Genomic DNA, 20,639 nt, shown 5'->3' on the forward strand with positions numbered 1-20,639 from the left:
AAAGGCGGCAGGGCTTGCCCTGTTGAAGTGATTCATGCAACTTGAGTATGGTCAGATAGTGACCCAGATCCTCGGCTTCTTGATTGTCCTCTGGATAATGAAGCGATTCGCCTGGAAACCTCTGCTGCGAATGCTTGAAGATAGGAAAGAAAGGATTCGCTCGGAGCTGGAAGAGGCGGAACGGCGAAAGGAGGACGCGGGAAAACTCCGGCAGCAATACGAGGACAAGCTCAAGTCAATCGATGCGGAAGCCAGGGCAAGACTCCAGGAAGCCGTGAAGAATGCGCAGAAGGTCGCTTCCGAGATAAAGGAGGAAGCACGCGCCGACGTCAAGGAGATGCTTGGTCGCGCGCGCGATGAAATCGAACGAGACCGTGCCCAGGCGCTCGCGGAGTTGAGAAACGAAGTCGTGAACATGGCCGTCAGAGCCTCCGAGAAGATTCTGCGAGAGACTCTGGATGTCGAGAAACACAGAAAGATGATTGCTGATTTCATAGAGAATCTGGAACAAGTAGATGCAAAGTCGAAGCGCTTCTAGGAAATACGCGGAGGCACTGTTTCGCTTCGCCGACGATACAGACGACATCGACGCGGTGCGAGCGGACCTGGAGAGTCTTGCCGGCCTGCTCCGTCGCACGCCCGCGCTGCACTTGTTCGTCGAGTCTCCGGACGTTAAGGACGCGGAGAAGGTGGCCCTCTTTGAGAGCACATTCCAGGGGAGAGTGAAGAACTCGACGTGGCTATTTTTGCTGCTGCTCCTCAGGCGAAAGAGGATTGCCTTGCTTCCCGAGATTCTTTCAGAGTACACGCGGATGGACGAAGAAAGAAAGGGCATCAAGAAAGTCTTGATTGTGTCCGCCGTGCCTCTGGAAAAGAAGGAGACGGAGCTTCTGACCTCGAGGCTACAGACCTTGACCGGCCAGACCATACTGATCGACACAAAGGTGGATCGCTCCATAATCGGTGGCATCGTTGTTTATCTGGACGGAAAAGTCATAGACGGAAGCATGCGCACAGAACTGGAAGAGTTGAAGGGTAAGCTTCTTGCCGCGTCAATGAACTGAAGGGACCGACGCGGGGAGAGAGATTGCGGTTGCGCGGACACAGTGAAATTACAATTGCGTGGGTACCCCGAGCTTACAGTTGCAGACGAGTTGAAGAAGATAACTCCAAGGAGAGTCCATGGCGTTTAGACCCGAAGAGGTAAGCACGGTCATCCGGCAGGAGCTCGACAAGTACAGAGGCAAGCTCGAAATGAAAAGCGTCGGCACCGTCGTTCAGGTGGGCGACGGCATAGCCAGAGTCTGGGGCTTGGACGACGTCATGATGGGAGAGCTTGTCAAGTTCTCGGATGGCACGATGGGGATGGTGCTCAACCTTGAAATAGACACCGTCGGGCTCATCCTGTTCGGCTCGAACGAGAAGATCAGGGAAGGCGACATCGCCACAAGGACCGGCACCGTCGCTCAGGTTCCCGTCGGTGAAGAACTGTTGGGAAGGGTCGTGAACGCGCTCGGCCAGCCGATCGACGGAAAGCGACCCCTGGCGACCAAGAAATTCCGGCCGCTCGAATTCAGGGCTCCCAACGTGATCGAACGAAGACCCGTCCAGCAGCCGGTCCAGACGGGAATCAAAGCAATAGACTCTATGATTCCGATCGGACGGGGGCAGAGGGAGCTTATGATAGGTGACAGGCAGACCGGGAAGAGCGCGATCGCCATAGACGCCATCATCAATCAAAAAGGGCAGAATCTCTATTGCATCTATGTGGCCATCGGCCAGAAAGAATCCAACGTCGCCCGAATAGTCAAGATTTTGGAAGACCGCGGGGCGATGGAGTACACGATCGTGGTCGTGGCCACGGCCAGTGAACCCGCTCCGATGCTTTACATTGCGCCTTACGCCGGTTGCGCGATGGGAGAAGAATTTCTTTACACCGGCAGGGATGCCTTGATCATATACGACGACCTCTCCAAGCACGCACAGGCCTACAGACAACTCTCCCTGCTCTTGAGAAGGCCGCCGGGAAGAGAGGCATACCCCGGTGACATTTTCAATCTGCACGCGAGACTCCTTGAACGTTCTGCGAAACTGAGCGACGAACTTGGAGGAGGTTCCCTGACCGCCATTCCCTTTATCGAAACCCAGGCGGGTGATATCTCTGCATACATTCCCACCAATGTCATCTCGATAACCGATGGACAAATATATCTTGAGAACGACCTTTTCTATTCTGGTGTAAGACCTGCCATCAACGTCGGAATATCCGTATCGAGAGTCGGAGGCAAGGCTCAGACCAAGGCCATGAGAAAGGTGGCCGGCAGGTTGAAGCTCGACCTCGCCCAATACTACGAACTCGCAGCCTTCGCGCAATTCGGCGCAGACCTGGACAGAGTGACGCTTTCGCAGCTTGGGAGAGGGCAGCGAGTGGTCGAAATACTGAAGCAGCCGCAGTACGAACTAATGTCGCTCGAGAGGCAGGTGGCGATAATTTACGCCGTCGCGGGGGGGCACCTCGATGAACTGCCGGTTGATTCCGTGAGGCAATTCGAGAAAGAGTTCCTGGCCTTTCTGGACAACGAATTTCCCGACGTACCACACGAAATAAGAAGATCGAAGGATCTGACCGAGGAAGTGGAGACAAAACTCAAGAAGGCTCTCGTCGAATTCACTGCGAAATTCAAGGCGAACCTCCAATTCGCGGCCCAGGCGGAAAAGGCGTCTGAAGAAGGTACGGTACGTGCCTGATAGATAGACGACTCCAGATTCCGAGTTTCAACAAAGAGGACGGGCAGAAAACGTGCAGTCTCTGCGCGACATACGAAGACGCATCAAGAGCATAAGTAGTACGCGCCAGATCGCCAGGGCCATGGAGATGGTTTCCGCGGCAAGGTTCAGACGCGCGCAGGAACGCCTTCTCTCGGCGCGACCCTACGCGGAAGGTCTGGAGGCCATGGTGAAACGAGTGTGCGCGAAGTCTGCCGACGCGACTCATCCGCTTCTTGTCCGGAGAGACAAGAAATCTGTCGGGATTTGCGTCGTCGCCTCGGACAGAGGGCTGTGTGGCGCGTTCAATGTAAATGTGATTCGCGAGGCGGAGCGGCTCGCGCGCCAGATCGTGAGAGATGCGGTCCGGGAGGGAACTAACGCAGGAGACAAGCAGCCCACGCAAGTTCGCTTCCTGCCGGTTGGGAGGAAGGCCCTGCTGCATTTCAGACGAAAGGAAGCGAGACTGTTGCACTCCGTCCCAGAGATCGGTGCTTTCGCGGATGGAAGTCTGGCGACCACGTTCACGAGCAAGTTGATCGACTTCTACGTGGGAGGAATGCTCGACGAAATATGGCTTGTGTTCACACATTTCATTTCCTCCGGTTCGAGGCAGGTCATTACGTCCCGGCTCCTTCCTCTCGACCTCGCAGGCAGCGAAACCGCCGGCGGCGGGTATGAATATATCTACGAGCCGGACGCCCGGATGCTTCTGCAAGCGCTTCTGCCGAAGTACGTAACAACGAAAGTGTTTACGACGTTTGCCGAGTCTTGTGCTTCCGAGCATTCGGCGCGCATGGTGGCGATGAGCTTTGCGACCAAGAACGCCGACGACATGGTCGACACTCTGACGCTTCTTGCCAACAGAGCTCGACAGAGTTCGATCACGAGAGAGATAGCAGACATCGTCGGAGGGGCGGAACTGCTGAGATAGACTGACAACGTAAAAAGAACTCATTGTGAGTGGTTCTGGAGGAGTTGATGGAACGAACTGCGGCTGACGTTCCGAAGGGCACGAAATTCGGGAAGGTTGTTCAAGTAATCGGACCGACCGTTGACGTGCAATTTGATGGAGAAGATCTACCCGAGATTTACAATGCGCTCAGAGTGGTGGACGAGAAACGCGGCATAGATCTGACGCTGGAGGTGGCGCTGCATCTGGGGGACAACATCATCCGCTGCATCGCCATGGCCACGACTGACGGCCTCGTGAGAGGCATGAAAGTCATTGACACCGGTGGTCCCATCACGGTTCCGGTCGGCGAGCAGACTCTCGGCAGGATCTTCAACCTTACCGGCGACCCGATAGATAACCTCGGGCCGGTCCCCCATCCCGAGAAAAGATACCCCATTCATAGAACGCCTCCGTCGTTTGAAGACCAGGAAACCAAGACGGCCGTGTTCGAGACGGGCATAAAGGTCATTGATCTGCTCGCGCCTTATCCCAAGGGTGGCAAGATAGGCCTTTTTGGCGGAGCCGGGTTGGGCAAGACCGTTATTCTCATGGAACTCATCAGAAGCATTGCGACGGAGCACGGCGGCTATTCCGTGTTTGGAGGAGTGGGTGAGAGGACCAGGGAGGGAAACGACCTCTGGCTTGAAATGCGGGGGTCGGGAGTTCTTTCGAAGACCGTGCTTGTTTTTGGCCAGATGAATGAGCCTCCGGGCGCACGACTGAGAGTAGGCTTGAGCGCAGTAACCATGGCCGAGTATTTCCGTGACGAGGAGAACCAGGACGTCTTGCTTTTCATAGACAACATCTTCCGTTTTGTTCAGGCGGGCTCGGAGGTTTCGGCTCTCTTGGGAAGGATGCCTTCGGCTGTCGGCTACCAACCCACTCTCGGCACGGAGATGGGTGAGCTGCAAGAGAGAATCACTTCAACCAAGACCGGATCCATTACTTCAGTCCAGGCCATCTACGTTCCCGCGGACGATTTGACGGACCCCGCCCCCGCCACCACCTTCTCTCACCTTGACGCAACGACGGTGCTCTCCAGGAAGATCTCACAATTGGGCATTTATCCTGCCGTTGACCCCCTCGATTCCACCTCCAGGATTCTCGACCCCAGAGTCGTGGGCGAGAGGCATTACAACGTCGCTCGCGCCGTTCAAAAGGTGCTGCAGAGATACAAGGACCTTCAAGACATCATAGCGATTCTGGGAATCGACGAGCTTTCCGAAGAAGACAAGACCATCGTCGCAAGGGCGAGGAGAATTCAGAGATTCCTCTCGCAGCCATTCCTCGTCGCCGAAGCATTCACGGGCAGACCCGGGAGATACGTAAAGATCGAAGACACGGTTCGGGGTTTTGAAGAGATAGTGGACGGAAAACACGACGACGTTCCCGAGTCTGCGTTCTTCATGGCGGGCACGATTGAGGAAGCCTTGGTGCAAGCCGAGCAAGTGAAAAAGGCCGCAGGATGATCGGTCGGACGGGAACGCTAGTTTTTGGGCCGGCGGCACGAGACACACGATGAGTGATGTTTTTCACCTAAGAATGCTCACGCTCGAAAAAGTGATCTACGAAGGCAACATCATTTCTCTTGTCGCGCCTGGCTTGGATGGCTACTTCGGAGTCCTGGCGCATCATGCCCCTCTTATCGCGGCCCTCAAACCAGGCAAGCTAAGCCTGAAGGCCGACGAACGAAGCGCCGAAAGAGTCTACGCCGTGAGCGGCGGTTTTGTCGAAGTGTCGGCAAACTCGGCCGTCCTGCTCGCCGATGCGATTGAAGAAATTCGTGACATCTGAGCACGTTCCGAAAGTGTGGGTCACCCTTGCTCGTCCTGGGAATCGAAACCTCGTGTGACGATACCGCTGCGGCTGTAGTGCGCGACGCCCGACACGTACTTTCAAGCGTGGTTTCCTCGCAGTCGATACACAGGCTCTACGGTGGAGTTGTCCCGGAGATTGCCTCGAGACAGCACGTGAGACTCATTGTTCCCACGGTGAGGACGGCTCTTGCCGAAGCAGGTGTGGAGCTTGAGAACGTCGATGCCATCGCCGTCACCAAGGGTCCCGGCCTCATTGGTTCCCTCTTGGTGGGACTTTGTTTTGCAAAAACCCTGTCCTTTGCACAGGGGAAACCCTACATTGGTATCAATCACATTGAAGCTCATCTCTTTGCTCCGTTGGTGGAAACAGATCAGCTTGAGCCGCCTTTCGTCGGTCTTTGCGTTTCAGGTGGTCACACAGAGCTCATGTACGTCAGAGGATTCGGCGACTATGAACTACTCGGTTCCACCGTGGACGATGCTGCCGGTGAGGCAATAGACAAGGTCGCCAAGATGCTCGGACTCGGTTTTCCCGGAGGGCCCGAGATTGAGGCTCTTTCGTCTTGTGGCGATCCCGACCGGATAGCTTTTCCCAAAGCCAGGCTCAAGCGCAAGGGATTCGACATGAGTTTCAGCGGCATCAAGACCGCCGTCAAGTACTTCATCGAGCGTGAGGCGCCGCTTGACGAAAAACTGAAGGCGGACGTGGCCGCCTCGTTTGAGAAAGCCATAGTTGGTGCTCTCGTCGAGAAGCTCGTCGAAGCGTGTCGTTCAAGAAACGCGACACGAGCAGTGGTCGCCGGAGGTGTGGCCCGCAACCGTGCTCTCAGAGAGGCGGCACAGAGGGCCTGCGCGGCCCTCGGCGTGCGATTGATAGTGCCTTCGCGCGAGCTTTGCTCTGACAACGGCGTCATGGTGGCAGTCGCCGGCACTCTCAGACTGTGTCGGGGAGAAACCTCCTCTCTTGCTCTCGCAGCCTCTTCCACCTTCGAGGAACTTCTTGAAATAGAACGAAGTTAGCCTCCCGCGTTGCGTCATGCGATGTGACTTGCAACCTGCAACACCTACCTCGCCAAAACGGCCTTCCGGTTCTCACAAATCCCGTTCTAGTATCTTATAATTCGTTGTTAATGAAATAGATACGTCGGGTCGCCAGCAAAGACACCGGAGACTGCGGCTGGCACGGATATTGCGTTCCCAAAACTACGGCGCTAAGACAAAATCTATACAGCGATCATATGGGGACTTCCGTTTTTGGAGGATACGTTGTGGCCCAGAGAATACTTGTGGTCGAGGATGACCCGAACATCCGCCAAGTGCTAAAGCTACAGCTCGAAGGCGCGGGCTACGATGTCGGAGCCGTTGAGGACGGCCTGAAGGCCATCGAAGAAGTCTCACGCCTCGTTCCCGAATTGATACTGCTGGACGTCATGATGCCCAAGATGGACGGCTACGAGGTGTGCAGGAGGCTCAAGGCCAAGTTCGAGACGAGCCGTATTCCGGTCATAATGCTCACGGCCAAGTCTACACCGATCGAGAAGGTAGAAGGCTTTGAGTCCGGAGCCAACGACTACGTGACCAAACCGTACGCCGTGAAGGAACTGCTGGCTCGCGTCAAGGCCGTACTACACTGGAGCAAATTACAGCGCGAGGCGAATCCGCTCACCGGTCTTCCGGGAAACTTCTCGATTGAGAACGAGGCCAACGCGAGAATCAATTCCGGAGCACCTTTTGCGTTCGCAGTCTGTGACATAGATTCCTTCAAGGCCTTCAACGACTTCTACGGCTACCACAGGGGCGACGATGCCCTGAAGATGACGGCCGCCATCTTGCTGAAGGCCGTGGAGGAAAAGGGCACCGGCAAGGATTTTGTCGGTCAAATCGGCGGTGACGATTTTGTTTACATAACGTCGCCGCACAACGCCGAACTGATAGGTGAGCAAGTAACGGCTGAATTCGACCAGAGGGTTCAGTTCCTGTACAACAGCGAGGATCGTAGGAAAGGTTACCTCGAAGTCAGAAACCGTCGCGGTGAAATAGAACGCTTTCCGATCATTTCGATAACAATCGCCGTGGTCAAGAGTGATCGCTACGTCATAGAGCACGTTGCAAAGCTCAGCGACATTGCCTCGGAACTCAAGACCTACGGGAAGTCTCTGCCCGGTAGTGTAGTCGTAAGCGAGAGAAGAACCGAACAACAGAAGGCACCTGCCTCGAAGACTGGAACATAGGAAGGTAACGAGATGTTCGCGCACGCGCCCTTCGGTCTTACATCAGGACTGGTCCCTTCGCTGCTATTGCTGTTCGATATAGTCCCGGGCGGTCGCTCTCCCCTGGCGTCTACTACATTAGCGGGTGTTGCTCTTGTTCCGATAGTCGTCATGCTCGCCGTCTGGGTCGCGATAGTGCAGGGCAAGAACAGAAGGCTCATCGTCACGAAGTCCGGGCTTGACGAGAGATGTATGAAGCTTCTGCACCTCACTGACGAGCTCGAGCTTGCGAGAGAAAGAATCGCGGAGCTTTACAAGTACCAACTGAGCGGGAGCAGGAAACGGGCCGAGAAGCTGACGGGCATCATAGAGGTGGCCTCGACAATAAATTCCAACCTGGATCTCGAGACCGTGCTTCAGGCAATCGTGTCCGCCGTGCGCGAGACACTTGGCTTCAAGATAGTGCTCCTTCGAACACTGAACCCGCAGGAGAATTGCCTTGAGGCAAAGGCGTTCGCGGGACTTGGGTTGGACGCGATGAGAAAGCTCGAGAGCCATCCCGTCAAGACTGAGGAGTTCGAAAGTTGGCTAAGGCCCGAGTTCAGAATAAGTCACTCCTACTTCATCAGCCACAAGTGCAATTTCTGGGACGGCAAGAACGACACGGGCGGGTACGTACCGGACCTGGGCCCGAGAGAAGAAGGTGAATGGCACGAAGAGGACGTTCTCTTCGTCCCCCTCGTCACGAGAGACGATCACCTCATCGCCTATCTTTCCGTTGACGACCCGGCCGACCGAAGGATTCCGTCCATAGAGACGATCGAAATGCTGGAGATCTTCGGTTCTCAGGCGGTCACAGCGATTGAAAACGCCAGACTCTACAGAGAGCTCGAGGAACACGCGAAGCGCGTGGAAGAGGCGGCTCAGAGGATGAAAGAGCTCAACGAGCTCAAATCCAATTTCGTTTCAACGGTCTCGCATGAGCTGAGGACGCCGCTCACGTCGATAAAGGCATACGTTGAGACTCTCATCGAGAACGTTGGTGCCAAGAACGCAACGATGCAGCGCGAATTCTTGGGGATAATCAACGAAGAGACTGAGAGGCTGGCGAGGCTGATCGACGCGATTCTGGATCTTTCGCAACTGGAATCCGGCACGTTCCGGATTCGCAAAGAAGTGTTTGACGTCAACAAAGTCGTAAAGGAAGTGGCAGACATACTTCATTCGATCGTTCAGAAGAGAAACATCACACTGAACGTCGAGTTGCCCGAGAAGGCGGTTCTGCTGGAAGCCGACAGAGACCTGGTGAAACAGGTGATCATCAACCTCTCTGGAAACGCGACCAAGTTCACGCCCGAAGGTGGCAACGTGTATCTGGCAGTGCATTCGGAAGGTCCGATGGTGCGCGTCGTCGTGCAGGACACCGGCGTGGGCATACCGGTGGAGCATCTGGGCAAGATATTCGACCGTTTCTATCAAGTCGACAGCTCCATGGCGAGGGAATACGGCGGGGCGGGGTTGGGCCTCACGATCTGCAAGAGCATCATGGAATGGCACGGAGGCTCGATAGAGGTTGAAAGTCAAGAGGGACAAGGCTCGAAATTCATCGCCGTCTTCCCGCAAAAGGCTTCCGAATCAAAAGCGGTAGCCAACGTTACCGACGATGAAGACCGTACCTCGGAAAGCATAGTGAAACTCACGGTCGAGATGATTGCGGAGGTCATGAACGCCAAGACGGCATCTCTGATGCTGGTCGACGAGGACCTGCAGGAGCTCACGATAAAGGCCGCCCTCGGTCTGGACGACCACGTAGTCAAGAACGCGAGGATAAAGATCGGGGAAAGCATATCGGGTTGGGTTGCCAAGAACGGGAAACCGCTCCTTATCACAAATATCGAGGAAGACCGGAGGTTCGGCAAGGCCAATCATCCGCAGTACGAGACGAAGTCGCTTCTGAGTGTACCGGTTAGCCACGACGGCAAAGTGATCGGAGTACTCAACATAAACAACAAGGTATCGTGCGCGCCATTCACAACCGACGACTCGGTTTTGCTCTCTTGTTTGGCCGAGAGGGTCGGACTCGTTTGCAGTAACATCGAGTCGTACAAGGCGATCAAGCAGCTCGCAGAGAACACGGGCCACGCCCTCAAGGCTCTCATAGTCAACATGCGCAGGAACCGCCTGAAGCTGTGCTCCGGCGCTTTCGTGAACTACGCGGTGGAAGTAGCGAGGCGCATGGGGATGCGCGGGCAAGAGCTGGGTGTGATGGCTTACGTTGCGAGCATACACGACGTGGGAATGGTCAAGATTGGGCGGCGACTCGTCGAAAGCTCGTCTCGGTTCGGTGAGAAGGAGCTGGAATTGCTTCGGAAACATCCGGAAGAAGGCATTGAAATCATGAAGCCCATAGAATTCATGGGACAGGTGAGCGAGCTCATCCTTTGCCACCATGAGAGGGTGGACGGTACCGGCTATCCAAGAGGGCTGCGCGCCTATCAGATTCCACTCGGCTCGAGAATCATGGCCGTCGTGGATGCTTTTGAATCCATGCGCATAGGTAGACCATATCGCGAGCCGCTTGATGAGCTGACCGCCATCGAAGAACTCCGCAAGTGCGCGGGCACCCAGTTTGATGAGGAAGTGGTGGAGACTCTGGCACAGGCTGTGGAAGAAGAGAAGATTGCGGGTGCCGTGGGCATCAAAGTTGCAAGGCATCAAGAGGGTTCGCATGACCGCAAGACGGTTGAAAGCTTGACGGAAGGAGGTTGAGAATATGTCAAAGGGGAAGATTCTAGTAGTGGATGATGAAGTCTATATCGTCCACATACTGGACTTCAGCCTAGGCATGGAAGGTTATGAGGTTGTAACTGCGCTGGACGGCGAGCAAGCGCTCGGCAAGGTCAAGGCAGAAAGACCCGACCTCATAGTTCTAGACATCATGATGCCTAAGCTAGACGGATACGAAACGTGCAAGATACTCAAGGCTGACCCCGAGACAAAGCACATTCCGGTGATTCTTCTATCTGCGAAGGGAAGAAATGTTGACCAACAGATGGGCTTCCAGGTCGGGGCTGACGACTACATCACCAAGCCATTCAGCCCGAGGAAGCTTGTCGAGAGAATAAGTCTGATCCTCGGTCAACCCACCGCGCAACAGGCTGCGAGTTAGCCGGACAGGGGGCATTATGCAGGGACTGCGAACGAGAACCGCGGCTGTTTGGCCTGAAAGAGTCGGCCCGGCCATCAAGCACTTCATTGCGGATCTCGCTACTGCAAGAATCCCAAACTTGGTCCTCTGTCCGGTTTCCGTCTGTCATTTCCTTCCGCCCGAGGGTCGCATAGATACTCGCGACCATCCAGAACCCAGTACTCTACGCTGAGAATCGCAGGGACACCTGCGATCATCCCTCACCCAGTCTTTCGAAGCCGCTCTCCTCTCTATCCTCCCTGTACACAACTTCCTTGTGTTTGGTGAGACTCAACGATAAACTCGACTCCGTGGCAGAAAACGAGTACGTACAAGTAGCCTTTCCAATACCAATTCTCGACACCTTCACTTACATCGTGCCTGAGCACCTTAGGGGCAAGGTTGTGCCGGGTTCTCACATCACAGCCTTTCTCGGCAGGCGCAGGCTCTCCGGATTTGTCGTCGGCACCGAACCGCGCAGTGAGCTCAAAAGCGTGAGACCGATCGAATCGCTCGTAAGGCCGGAGCCCGCCATCGACGCTACCACGCTCGAGCTTGCAGGAAAGGTTGCGGACTACTATCTGTGCCCGTTGGGAGAGATTCTGGCCGCCGCGTATCCCGCCCACGCCGACAAGGGTTTGCGTACTCAGGCCAAAGGGGAAGGAGCGCCTGGCGACGAGACTGTCGCCGGGGCGATCAGCGGGATCGAGGTGGGGCGCAGGATGGGGACAGTCAGCGGGACGACAGTCGGGCGTAGGGTCGCGGTTTCCTCCAAAGACTTCCCGCGCGACCACGATATGGAATCGGATTTGGCGACATATTTTAAGCCACTCCTCGACGCCTCCGGACGAGGAGCACATCGCGTCTTTCTCCTCACTTTGCCAGACCGAGTTCGAGAGAGAATGTATCCCTTCTTAGTCAGTCAGGTCAGACAGGCCGGTGGAAGTGTGATCTTTCTGGTACCGGAGATCTCTGCCTCCGGTGACCTGGTGGAGCTCTTGAAAGAGCGCTTCGGGGACGAAGTGGCGCTCTTCCACAGTAGGCTCAAAATCTCGGAGAGAAAGGCAATCTGGGAGAATACTCGCTCCGGCATGCTGAGAGTTCTAATCGGAACACGCTCGGCAGTCTTTCTTCCCGCTCAAGACCTCAGGCTTATTGTTGTTGAAGACGAGCATGCTGAGCCGTTCAAGCAGGAAGAAACGCCGCGCTACAACGCGAGAGACGTGGCCATTATGAGAAGCCGCCTCGCCGGAATACCTCTGTTGCTGGCTTCCGCCACGCCTTCCGTTGAGAGTTTCTGGGCCGTCAGGCAAGGCGAGTTTGAGCTTCTCGGCGGTGCACCTCTCAAGGCGACCCAGCCAGGAATCAACGTCGTTGACATGAGGAACAGGGAGAACGTGATTCCCCAATCGGAGGAGCTTTCCGTGCCTCTCATTTCGGCAATGGAGAAAGCGCTCGAAGCCCGCAAGCGAGTCCTGCTTTTCTTGAATCGGCGGGGGTTCCACAGGTGGGTGCAGTGCCAGGAATGCGGATTCCTGGAAGTCTGTCCGCGTTGCGAGCTTCCTCTCATCTTTCACTCTGACACCAAGAAGATGGCTTGCCACCACTGCTCCCACGAGATGGAAGCACCGTCCTCTTGCGGAAAATGCGGCGGCACCCGCTTTCGATACGTCGGGGCAGGCGTGGAAAAAGTGCAGACCAGACTCAAGAGATTCTTCCCCGACGCCAAAGTGGCGAGGATCGATCTTGACTCTGCAAGAACCAGAGCCGAAGCAGTTCGGATCGCCGGGAATTTCTCGGGAGGCGAGCTCGACATTCTCATCGGAACGACGATGGTGACCAAGGGGCTGGATCTGGGCGAGATCTCTCTTGCGGGGGTGATTCACGCGGAGGCGCAGCTCAACTTGCCCGATTTCAGGTCGGGAGAAAGGGCCTTTCAGCTTCTCTCGGACGTTGTGTCTTTGGTAGGAGACACATCCGGCGAGGTCATCATCCAGACTTTCAACCCCGACCATCACAGTGTGCGGGCGATATCGCAGCACGAGCCCGGCCTTTTCTACGAACAAGAGTTGAAAGAGCGAGAAGAGCTTGGCTACCCCCCCTTCTCCACGTTGATTGATTTCCACGTGAGTGGTCCCAAGGAGCCGCAAGTCGTGAAAGTAGTGAAGCAGATGAGCACTCGCGTCGCGTCTGTCTGCGACAAGGCCGGGGAGGCGATTCACGTCTTGGGGCCGTCTCCTGCAGTTCCCGCCAGGCTCAAGGGACGCTTCCGCTGGCACATGAGTATGAGGGGCCAAGCGCGGGATGACGTCGTCGATGCGGCGAAGGAAATCCTGTCGGAGTTCGGTGGAAAGCATGAGGTAGCAGGAGTTACCATAAGTGTAGACGTGGACCCGGTGGGGAGTTAGTCCGCTTGACAGTCTGCCCGGCCGGGTGTAGGCTATAGCGATTTCTTTTCGTGCATCACCCTTGCGGCTGGCGCCGCCGGATGAGCTTTAGAGAGTGGCTTCCCTGGGTCAGGTGGTCAAGAAAATTGGTTACGCTTGAACAAGTCAGGCTATATCCCACAGTGAGGGCCTTGATCGAGAAGGCCGACAAGCAACTGGGTGTAATAGGTTACACCGAGCACGGCGAACGGCATGCAGGCCTCGTTGCCAATATCTCGTCCAACATTCTCAAGCGACTGGGACGGCCTGAGCGCGTGGCAGAACTCGCTTCCGTCGCCGGTTATCTGCACGACATCGGCAACGTCATCAATCGGCAATATCACGCCCAATCAGGTGCAGTCATAGCGTTTACTGTCCTGAGAGAACTCGACATGCCCATCGACGAAGTGGCGGAGATCATCGCGGCGATAGGCAACCACCACGAGGAGCAGGGCGAATCGGTCAGCGACATAAGTGCCGCGATCATCCTCGCAGACAAGAGCGACGTCCACCGGACGCGGGTGCGAGCCCCCGGAACGATCCTACTTGATATCCACGACAGGGTGAATTACGCCGCGAAGAACTCTTTTTTGAGGGTTCATGAAAACAAGAAGCTGATTTCTCTCGAGGTCACGATTGACACCTCGATTTCCCAGGTGATGGAGTATTTCGAAATTTTCCTTTCCCGTATGTTGGTGTCTCGAAAAGCCGCCAATTTTCTCTCTTGCTCTTTCGAGCTCATCATTAACGACAACAAGATGTTGTAGGCGCCGGTCTCGGCCTTCTTGATTCCTTGTTGGAGCGGCATCAGCGTTGAAGAGGCTTCGAGGCGTTTGCGAAGCCTCCTGACATAGACCTTAACCCTATCTTGGAGGAGAAGGATGAAAGCGATTCTCAAATCCATCGTGGCGGTAATTGCCTTTTCTCTTGCGGCGACCGGGACTCTGATCCTGAGCGGGTGTGGGCAGAATCCTCATCTCTCGGGAGGCAGGCTTTACCTGAGTCAAAAGATTTACCCGAAGGCCGTAAGAGAGCTGGAACTGGCGGTGCAGGAAGAACCGAAGAACGGACTTGCTCATCTCGAGTTGGCAAGGGCCTACGCCGAGCTCGACTCGACAAAGAAGGCCGGACTGCACTTCGACGAAGCCGCTCAAGTTGAGCCCAAGCGCAAGAAGGACTCAGACATCAACAGGAAGCACTACGCGATTCTGCATTTCAATGAAGGCTTGAGGCTGTCCCAACAGGAACAGAAGTTCGACGAGGCCGCGGTGGAGTTCGAAAAGGCGATAGATCTTGACGCAAGCGATGCGGGCACTTACATGAATCTGGGTTTCGCTTACGGTCAAATTGGCAGGCGCGAGGACGCTCATGCTGCGTACGAGAAGGCCATCGTGCTGTACGAGAAGGTGATACAACTGAACGCCGCCGATCCGATCGCTTACAAGAATCTGGGTCTGGCATATGCACAACTCGGCCGGCACGATGAAGCCAGTGCCATGTTCGAGAAGGCCGCCGCCCTTGCACCGACAGACGAAAAAGTGAAGAAGAACCTCGCGACAGTCTACATAGAGCGCGGCAACGACAACTTCAAGAAGGAGAACTACGCGGAGGCTATCAAGTCCTACGAGAAGGCCCTGGGACTCGGAAGTGACAGCGTCAACGTCATGTTCCAGCTCGGGAACTGCTATTTCCAGCAAGCTGCTGCAGAGACGAGCGCGGCTACCGCAAATGCCCTGTTTGAGAAATCCGGGAGCTTCTACGAGAACGTGCTGAGAAAGTCACCCGATGACATCGACGCCATGACCAATCTGGGCATGGTCGAATTCAGACTTGACAGAATGGCTGAGGCGATTCAGTTGTTGCGCAACGTTGAAGAGCGAGACCCAAAGGCTCACGAAGTCCACAAGATACTGGGGGGCGCCTACGCCAGGACCGGAGAGAAGGAAATGGCGGTGACCGAGATTGTCTTCTCGAAAGCCCTTGATCCCAACAGGGGAAAGCGCACGAGCGATTTGGACAGCTGGCTTTCTCCGGATGGTTTGAAGGCGAGGTATGGCGACACCTCAGAGGTCGCGAAAGTCATTCAGGAGAGAGGTGTTCCCCAAGAGGTTTATGTTTACGAGGAGTCGGGCAGCCTGGTGGAAACCTGGTTCTATTGGTCACAGGGGAAGGCCATGTATTTTGTGAACGGCAGGATTCCTCCCAAGAGCGAGTTCACTTTCTTTCCCATTGTAGAGAAGTGACGTGGCCAAGTTCTACCTAGACGCTGACTGCGATAGATCCCTGCTCGAGGGCAAGACGGTCGCGGTTGTCGGTTACGGCAGCCAGGGGCGCGCTCAGACGCTGAATCTTCGTGACAGCGGGCAGACGGTGAGAGTGGGGCTGAGAGAAGGGAGCGCTTCTCGCGCGAAAGCAAGAAGCGAGAGTGTCGATGTAGCGACTATCGAAGAGGCCGTCAGGGACGCGGATGTGGTCTCCCTCCTCATCCCGGATGAGGTGCACGGACCGTCTTTTAAAGAGCGCATAGCGCCGCACATGAAGGAAGGCGCCGCCCTGTGTCTGGCCCACGGGCTCAGCGTTCACTTCGGGCTTTTCGAACCCACGAAGAACATAGACGTAATCATGGTTGCGCCTTTGGGAGCAGGAAATCTCCTCAGGCGCCTTTACCAAGAAAACAAGGGTCTCCCCAGCTACGTCGCTGTACACCAGGACCGCAGCGGAGAAGCTCTCAAGATTGCCCTCGCTTATGCATCCTTGGCGGGTTGTGCAAGACCGGGGATGATCGAGACGACCTTCAAGGAAGAAACCGAGGTGGATCTTTTTGGCGAGCAGGCGGTTCTCTGCGGTGGGTTGAGCTTCCTGTTGCTTCGCGCATTTGACACCCTGGTGCACGCCGGTTATCAGCCTGAAGTGGCATACCTGGAGTGCATCAACCAGCTTAAGGCTTCGGCGGACTTGATGAGCCTTGTGGGGCTGGAAGGTCTCCCTGACAGCATAAGCAGCCCCGCACTCTACGGTATGCTGACCCGAGGAAAGCGCGTCATAGGGGAAGAGGCAAAGCAGGCAATGGGGGAGTTGCTGCGCGAGATTCAATCGGGACAGTTTGTCAGGGAATGGATGAGAGAAGGAACGAGAGACAATCCCGGAATTCTGAAGTTGATCGAGGGATGGAAATCTCTCAAGATGCACGAGGTGGGTCGCAATCTCAGAAAGTTTACGAGACTCTGAAGCCGACAGTGCGGCATGTTCGCGAGCGAACATGCTCAGGCAAGGCATGCGCCGTGGCCAAAAATAGTATCTTGACAAGTCCATGTTTTCGCCTTAATATAGTCGGCGACGATCTGGCAATAAACCTGTCCGGAGTTTTTCTTGCCTGTCGGCCTCGTTACTGTCTCTCGTGAGTGGCATCATTTGTGCTTAATTTGTGGTGGGGGCTGTGTCCCAGTTCCAAGATCCTCATGGCTTACTCTTAGTGCAATGAACCCCTTCGAGATAACTCATTATTTTCTTCACCAGAAGGTTTCTTAGACCCATCAGTATGTGACACCAATTACTTTTTCCATCTTGTCTTGTGCGGTCCGAAAGTGAGGAGTATGACGTATGGGCATCGCGGAAATGAAGGGCAAAACGGTTCCTGAGCTGGTCCAAGCAGCACAGGAGCTAAACATCGCTGGCGCCAGCGGAATGCGCAAGCAGGAACTCATGTTCAAGATTCTGGAGGCTCAGACCCAGAAGAACGGCTTGATTTTTGCCGAAGGCGTGCTTGAGATTCTGTCAGAAGGATACGGCTTCCTTAGGTCGCCAGACTACAACTACCTGCCTGGACCGGATGACATTTATGTCTCACCCTCACAGATAAAGAGGTTTGACTTGAGGACGGGTGACACCGTCTCCGGTCAGGTCAGACCTCCCAAGGATGGGGAGAGGTACTTTGCGTTGCTGCGCGTAGAGGCGGTGAATTTCGAGAGCCCCGAAGTTGCAAAGGAGAAGATTCTCTTTGACAACCTGACCCCTCTTTATCCTCAGGAGAAAATCCGGCTTGAGAACAAGAGCCGGGACATTTCAACCAGGATAATGGACCTCTTGGCGCCGATAGGCAAAGGGCAGAGAGGTCTAATCGTTTCCCCGCCCAGAGCCGGGAAGACCATCCTTCTTCAAAAAATCGCCAACAGCGTTACCGAGAATCATCCCGAGATTATTCTCATCGTCCTGTTGATAGACGAGCGGCCCGAGGAAGTCACCGACATGGAACGTTCGGTGAACGGAGAGGTCGTCAGTTCGACGTTTGACGAACCGGCGGAACGTCACGTTCAAGTTGCGGAGATGGTTCTCGAGAAGGCGAAGCGTCTCGTCGAACACAAGAGAGACGTCGTCGTTCTTCTGGACAGCATAACCAGACTGGCCAGGGCGCACAACACCGTGGTTCCTCACAGCGGAAAGATCTTGTCCGGTGGAGTCGATGCAAACGCTCTGCAAAAACCCAAGAGATTTTTCGGCGCCGCGCGCAACATAGAAGACGGAGGGAGCCTCACAATTGTCGCCACGGCCCTGGTCGAAACGGGAAGCCGCATGGACGAGGTCATCTTCGAAGAATTCAAGGGCACGGGCAACATGGAACTCGTGCTCGACAGGCGTCTGAGCGACAAGAGAATATTCCCCGCCCTGGATATCAACAAGTCCGGGACGAGGCACGAAGAGTTGCTGCTGTCACCGGAGGAACTGAACAAGATCTGGATATTGAGGAAGTTCCTCAACGAGCTTAACTCCGTTGAAGCGATGGAATTCCTCGTGGACAAGATGGGCCAGACAAAAACCAACAAGAAATTCCTTGAATCCATGAACACTTAGCTTCAAGATAGATGGTTCTTGCGCGCGGCCTATTGAGACCGCGGAAGAGAGAGTTTCACTAGGGAGACGCTGAATGAAAAAGGGAATTCACCCACCGTATCATGACACGAAGATCGTCTGCGTTTGCGGGAACGTCATAGAAACCCGCTCAACGGTAAAGGACATCCGCATAGAAATCTGCTCAAACTGCCACCCATTCTTTACGGGCAAGCAGAAGCTTGTTGACACTGCCGGCAGGGTTGAGAGATTCAGGAAGAAATATGCCCGAGGTGCCAAGTCAGGGGAGAGCAGCAAGGCTAGTTAGTCCGAGAGCTCGCCGGCCTGAAAAAAAGTCCATTCCGTTATCCCTGCCGTGCCCTTTCCTGCCAGCTTTAGCTCGTGAGAAAACAGCCGTTGGTGGCCAGGCAGTCATAGAGGGCGTGATGATGCGCTCGCCGACTGTCGTGGCAACGGCGGTGCGCCGACCCGACGGGGAAATAGCAGTCAGAAAGACAGGCTTTGTTTCCATTTCCAAGAGAAGAAAGCTACTGGGATTTCCTGTGATCAGGGGAGCCGTCGTCCTGATCGAAACCTTGTCCCTCGGGATAAGTGCGCTCACGTACTCGGCCGAGGAGGCCATGCGAGAAGAGGGGACGGGTGGCAGGAAGGCGGCCGGTAGAGATGAGGGCGTCGTGGACAAGGAAGGGAGCGACGGCAAGGGGGGGGCCGCAGAAAAGAAGCCGGCGAACGAAAAAAGGGCAAGCGTGATGACGAACGCCGGTATAGTCGTGACGGTCATCATCTCCCTCGGGCTAGGCTTTCTCCTCTTTTTCTACCTGCCCCTTTTCATCGCCGAAAGATTGGGTGTGAAGAGCGGTTTTTGGTTCAATCTCGTCGACGGTGCAGTGAGGCTGGTGGTGTTCGTCCTTTACATCGCGCTCGTCGGGCTCTGGGGGGAAATGAGAAAGCTCTATCAATATCATGGAGCAGAGCACAAGTCCATATACACCTTCGAGGCCGGAGAGGAACTGACCGTGGAGAACGCGATGAAGCACAGTACTCTCCACCCCAGGTGTGGGACCAGCTTTCTTCTCGTCGTTGTGGTCGTAAGTCTTGTCGTGTTCATCGCGCTTGGCAAGCCGGAGAGCTGGGGCGAGCGAGCCGTGCGCTTTCTTTTCGTGCCCGTCATAGCGGGCGTGGCCTTTGAGTTCACCAAGCTTTCCGGGAAGTACGCAGATAATCCAGTGGCTTCCGTGCTGATCAAGCCGGGATTGTGGCTGCAGAAAATGACTACCAGAGAGCCTGCACCAGAGCAAATCGAAGTAGCTCTCAGGGCGCTTCGAGAGGTTCTCTGATGGCCATCTTTGAAGACATTCAAAACATAAAAGCCAGGTTCGATGAGCTCACGCATAAGCTTGCCGACCCTGCCGTGCTTTCCGATTCCAATCGGCTCAGAGAGGTGGCGAAGGAACGGGGTGGACTGGAGCCGATTGTGCAAAAATGGAACGAGTACAGCGCGCTGGCGCAGAGCATCGCGGACGACAAGCAAATCATAGAGAGCTCGAAGGACCAAGAGCTGGTCGCGATAGCAAGGGGAGAAGTGGAAGAGCTTCGGGCGAGGCTCGAAGCTCTCGACAGGGAGCTCAGAGAACTTCTTGTGCCGAAGGATCCCAACGACGAACGCAACGTGATTGTTGAGATAAGAGCCGGTACGGGAGGAGAAGAAGCGGCCCTTTTTGCCGCAGACCTCTCCAGAATGTACATGAAATACGCCGAGTCAAAGGGTTGGAAGATTGAGATAATGGACACGAGCCCTACCGGCGTGGGCGGTCTCAAGGAGATCATATTCCTCGTGGAAGGCAAGGGAGCCTTCAGCCACCTAAAATACGAGAGCGGCGTTCACAGGGTCCAGCGCGTGCCCGCCACCGAGGCGAGCGGGCGTATCCATACCTCTGCGGTTACCGTGGCCATATTGCCTGAAGCCAAGGAGGTAGAAGTGGAAATAGACCCGAAGGATCTCGAGACCGACGTCTTTCGTTCCTCCGGGCCCGGCGGACAGAGCGTGAATACGGCCGATTCGGCCGTGAGGATACGACACCTACCGACAGGCCTTGTCGTTCAGTGCCAGGACGAGAGATCTCAACTCAAGAACAAAGCCAAAGCGCTGAAAGTCTTGAGAGCAAGACTCCTTGCGATGAAACAGCAGGAACAGGAACTGGAAATCGCGAAATCCAGGCGAGCTCAGGTCTCTTCCGGAGATCGAAGTGCCAAGATACGGACTTACAATTTCCCTCAGGGACGGGTGACCGACCACAGGATAGGTCTGACTCTCTACAGGTTGGCCGACATGTTGGAAGGCCACCTGGATGAGCTCATGGAAGCCCTCAGGGCGGCGAGGGACAAACTCCAGCCGGCGGCGTAGCGCAAGACCCAAGGTAGTCTCGCAGAGCA

18 protein-coding genes are annotated in these 20,639 nt (G+C 55.4%); all 18 read left to right on the top strand.

From position 1 onward, the window contains the following. Positions 1 to 34 precede the first annotated feature (34 nt). The 18 genes from atpF (at position 35) to prfA (ending at position 20,610) form a co-directional block, all read left to right on the top strand. Positions 35 to 538, top strand: coding sequence for a F0F1 ATP synthase subunit B (gene atpF, locus NTX17_01570; GenBank protein ID MCX5800069.1), 504 nt, complete (start codon positions 35 to 37; stop codon positions 536 to 538). Further along, positions 516 to 1,064 (top strand): ATP synthase F1 subunit delta, encoded by a 549-nt coding sequence (atpH, locus tag NTX17_01575; protein MCX5800070.1) that lies wholly within the window; start codon positions 516 to 518, stop codon positions 1,062 to 1,064. Before atpF ends, atpH begins: the two co-directional genes overlap by 23 nt. A gap of 118 nt (positions 1,065 to 1,182) precedes the next feature. Further along, positions 1,183 to 2,748 carry a F0F1 ATP synthase subunit alpha gene (gene atpA, locus NTX17_01580; GenBank protein ID MCX5800071.1) on the top strand — a complete coding sequence of 522 codons (1,566 nt, stop codon included), beginning with the start codon at positions 1,183 to 1,185 and terminating at the stop codon, positions 2,746 to 2,748. Between the two features lie 52 nt (positions 2,749 to 2,800). Continuing rightward, complete coding sequence (atpG, locus tag NTX17_01585; GenBank protein ID MCX5800072.1) at positions 2,801 to 3,700, top strand: ATP synthase F1 subunit gamma; 900 nt, start codon at positions 2,801 to 2,803, stop codon at positions 3,698 to 3,700. Positions 3,701 to 3,747: 47 nt separating this feature from the next. Beyond that, the gene (gene atpD / locus NTX17_01590) at positions 3,748 to 5,190 is read left to right on the top strand and encodes a F0F1 ATP synthase subunit beta (GenBank protein ID MCX5800073.1); all 1,443 of its coding nucleotides are present in this window, start codon (positions 3,748 to 3,750) and stop codon (positions 5,188 to 5,190) included. 49 nt (positions 5,191 to 5,239) lie between these two features. Further along, a complete protein-coding gene (gene atpC, locus NTX17_01595; GenBank protein ID MCX5800074.1) occupies positions 5,240 to 5,515 on the top strand; it encodes an ATP synthase F1 subunit epsilon in 276 nt (91 codons plus the stop codon). 26 nt (positions 5,516 to 5,541) lie between these two features. After that, positions 5,542 to 6,558, top strand: a complete 1,017-nt coding sequence (gene tsaD / locus NTX17_01600) for a tRNA (adenosine(37)-N6)-threonylcarbamoyltransferase complex transferase subunit TsaD (protein ID MCX5800075.1) — start codon at positions 5,542 to 5,544, stop codon at positions 6,556 to 6,558. Positions 6,559 to 6,806: 248 nt separating this feature from the next. Then, on the top strand, positions 6,807 to 7,769 hold the full coding sequence (locus NTX17_01605) for a response regulator (GenBank protein MCX5800076.1): 963 nt from the start codon (positions 6,807 to 6,809) through the stop codon (positions 7,767 to 7,769). A 12-nt stretch (positions 7,770 to 7,781) separates the two neighbouring features. Further along, on the top strand, positions 7,782 to 10,517 hold the full coding sequence (locus NTX17_01610; protein ID MCX5800077.1) for an ATP-binding protein: 2,736 nt from the start codon (positions 7,782 to 7,784) through the stop codon (positions 10,515 to 10,517). Positions 10,518 to 10,521: 4 nt separating this feature from the next. Next, entirely contained in the window at positions 10,522 to 10,917 is a 396-nt protein-coding gene (locus NTX17_01615) for a response regulator (protein ID MCX5800078.1), read from the top strand. A 302-nt stretch (positions 10,918 to 11,219) separates the two neighbouring features. Next, complete coding sequence (priA, locus tag NTX17_01620; GenBank protein ID MCX5800079.1) at positions 11,220 to 13,343, top strand: primosomal protein N'; 2,124 nt, start codon at positions 11,220 to 11,222, stop codon at positions 13,341 to 13,343. Positions 13,344 to 13,468: 125 nt separating this feature from the next. Further along, positions 13,469 to 14,128 (top strand): HD domain-containing protein, encoded by a 660-nt coding sequence (locus tag NTX17_01625; GenBank protein ID MCX5800080.1) that lies wholly within the window; start codon positions 13,469 to 13,471, stop codon positions 14,126 to 14,128. A 114-nt stretch (positions 14,129 to 14,242) separates the two neighbouring features. Next, entirely contained in the window at positions 14,243 to 15,604 is a 1,362-nt protein-coding gene (locus tag NTX17_01630; protein ID MCX5800081.1) for a tetratricopeptide repeat protein, read from the top strand. 1 nt (position 15,605) lies between these two features. Further along, positions 15,606 to 16,589, top strand: a complete 984-nt coding sequence (gene ilvC, locus NTX17_01635; GenBank protein ID MCX5800082.1) for a ketol-acid reductoisomerase — start codon at positions 15,606 to 15,608, stop codon at positions 16,587 to 16,589. A gap of 372 nt (positions 16,590 to 16,961) precedes the next feature. Further along, a complete protein-coding gene (gene rho / locus NTX17_01640; protein MCX5800083.1) occupies positions 16,962 to 18,209 on the top strand; it encodes a transcription termination factor Rho in 1,248 nt (415 codons plus the stop codon). Between the two features lie 73 nt (positions 18,210 to 18,282). Further along, positions 18,283 to 18,513: a 50S ribosomal protein L31 gene (rpmE, locus tag NTX17_01645; GenBank protein ID MCX5800084.1), complete on the top strand. Its 231-nt coding sequence runs from the start codon at positions 18,283 to 18,285 to the stop codon at positions 18,511 to 18,513. Positions 18,514 to 18,631: 118 nt separating this feature from the next. Beyond that, positions 18,632 to 19,543 carry a DUF1385 domain-containing protein gene (locus NTX17_01650; protein ID MCX5800085.1) on the top strand — a complete coding sequence of 304 codons (912 nt, stop codon included), beginning with the start codon at positions 18,632 to 18,634 and terminating at the stop codon, positions 19,541 to 19,543. A 5-nt stretch (positions 19,544 to 19,548) separates the two neighbouring features. Then, positions 19,549 to 20,610, top strand: coding sequence for a peptide chain release factor 1 (prfA, locus tag NTX17_01655; GenBank protein MCX5800086.1), 1,062 nt, complete (start codon positions 19,549 to 19,551; stop codon positions 20,608 to 20,610). The last annotated feature ends 29 nt before the right edge of the window (positions 20,611 to 20,639 follow it).

Source organism: Candidatus Eisenbacteria bacterium, from assembly GCA_026388185.1.
In the GTDB taxonomy this organism is placed as follows: domain Bacteria; phylum Eisenbacteria; class RBG-16-71-46; order JAFGJU01; family JAFGJU01; genus JAPLKG01.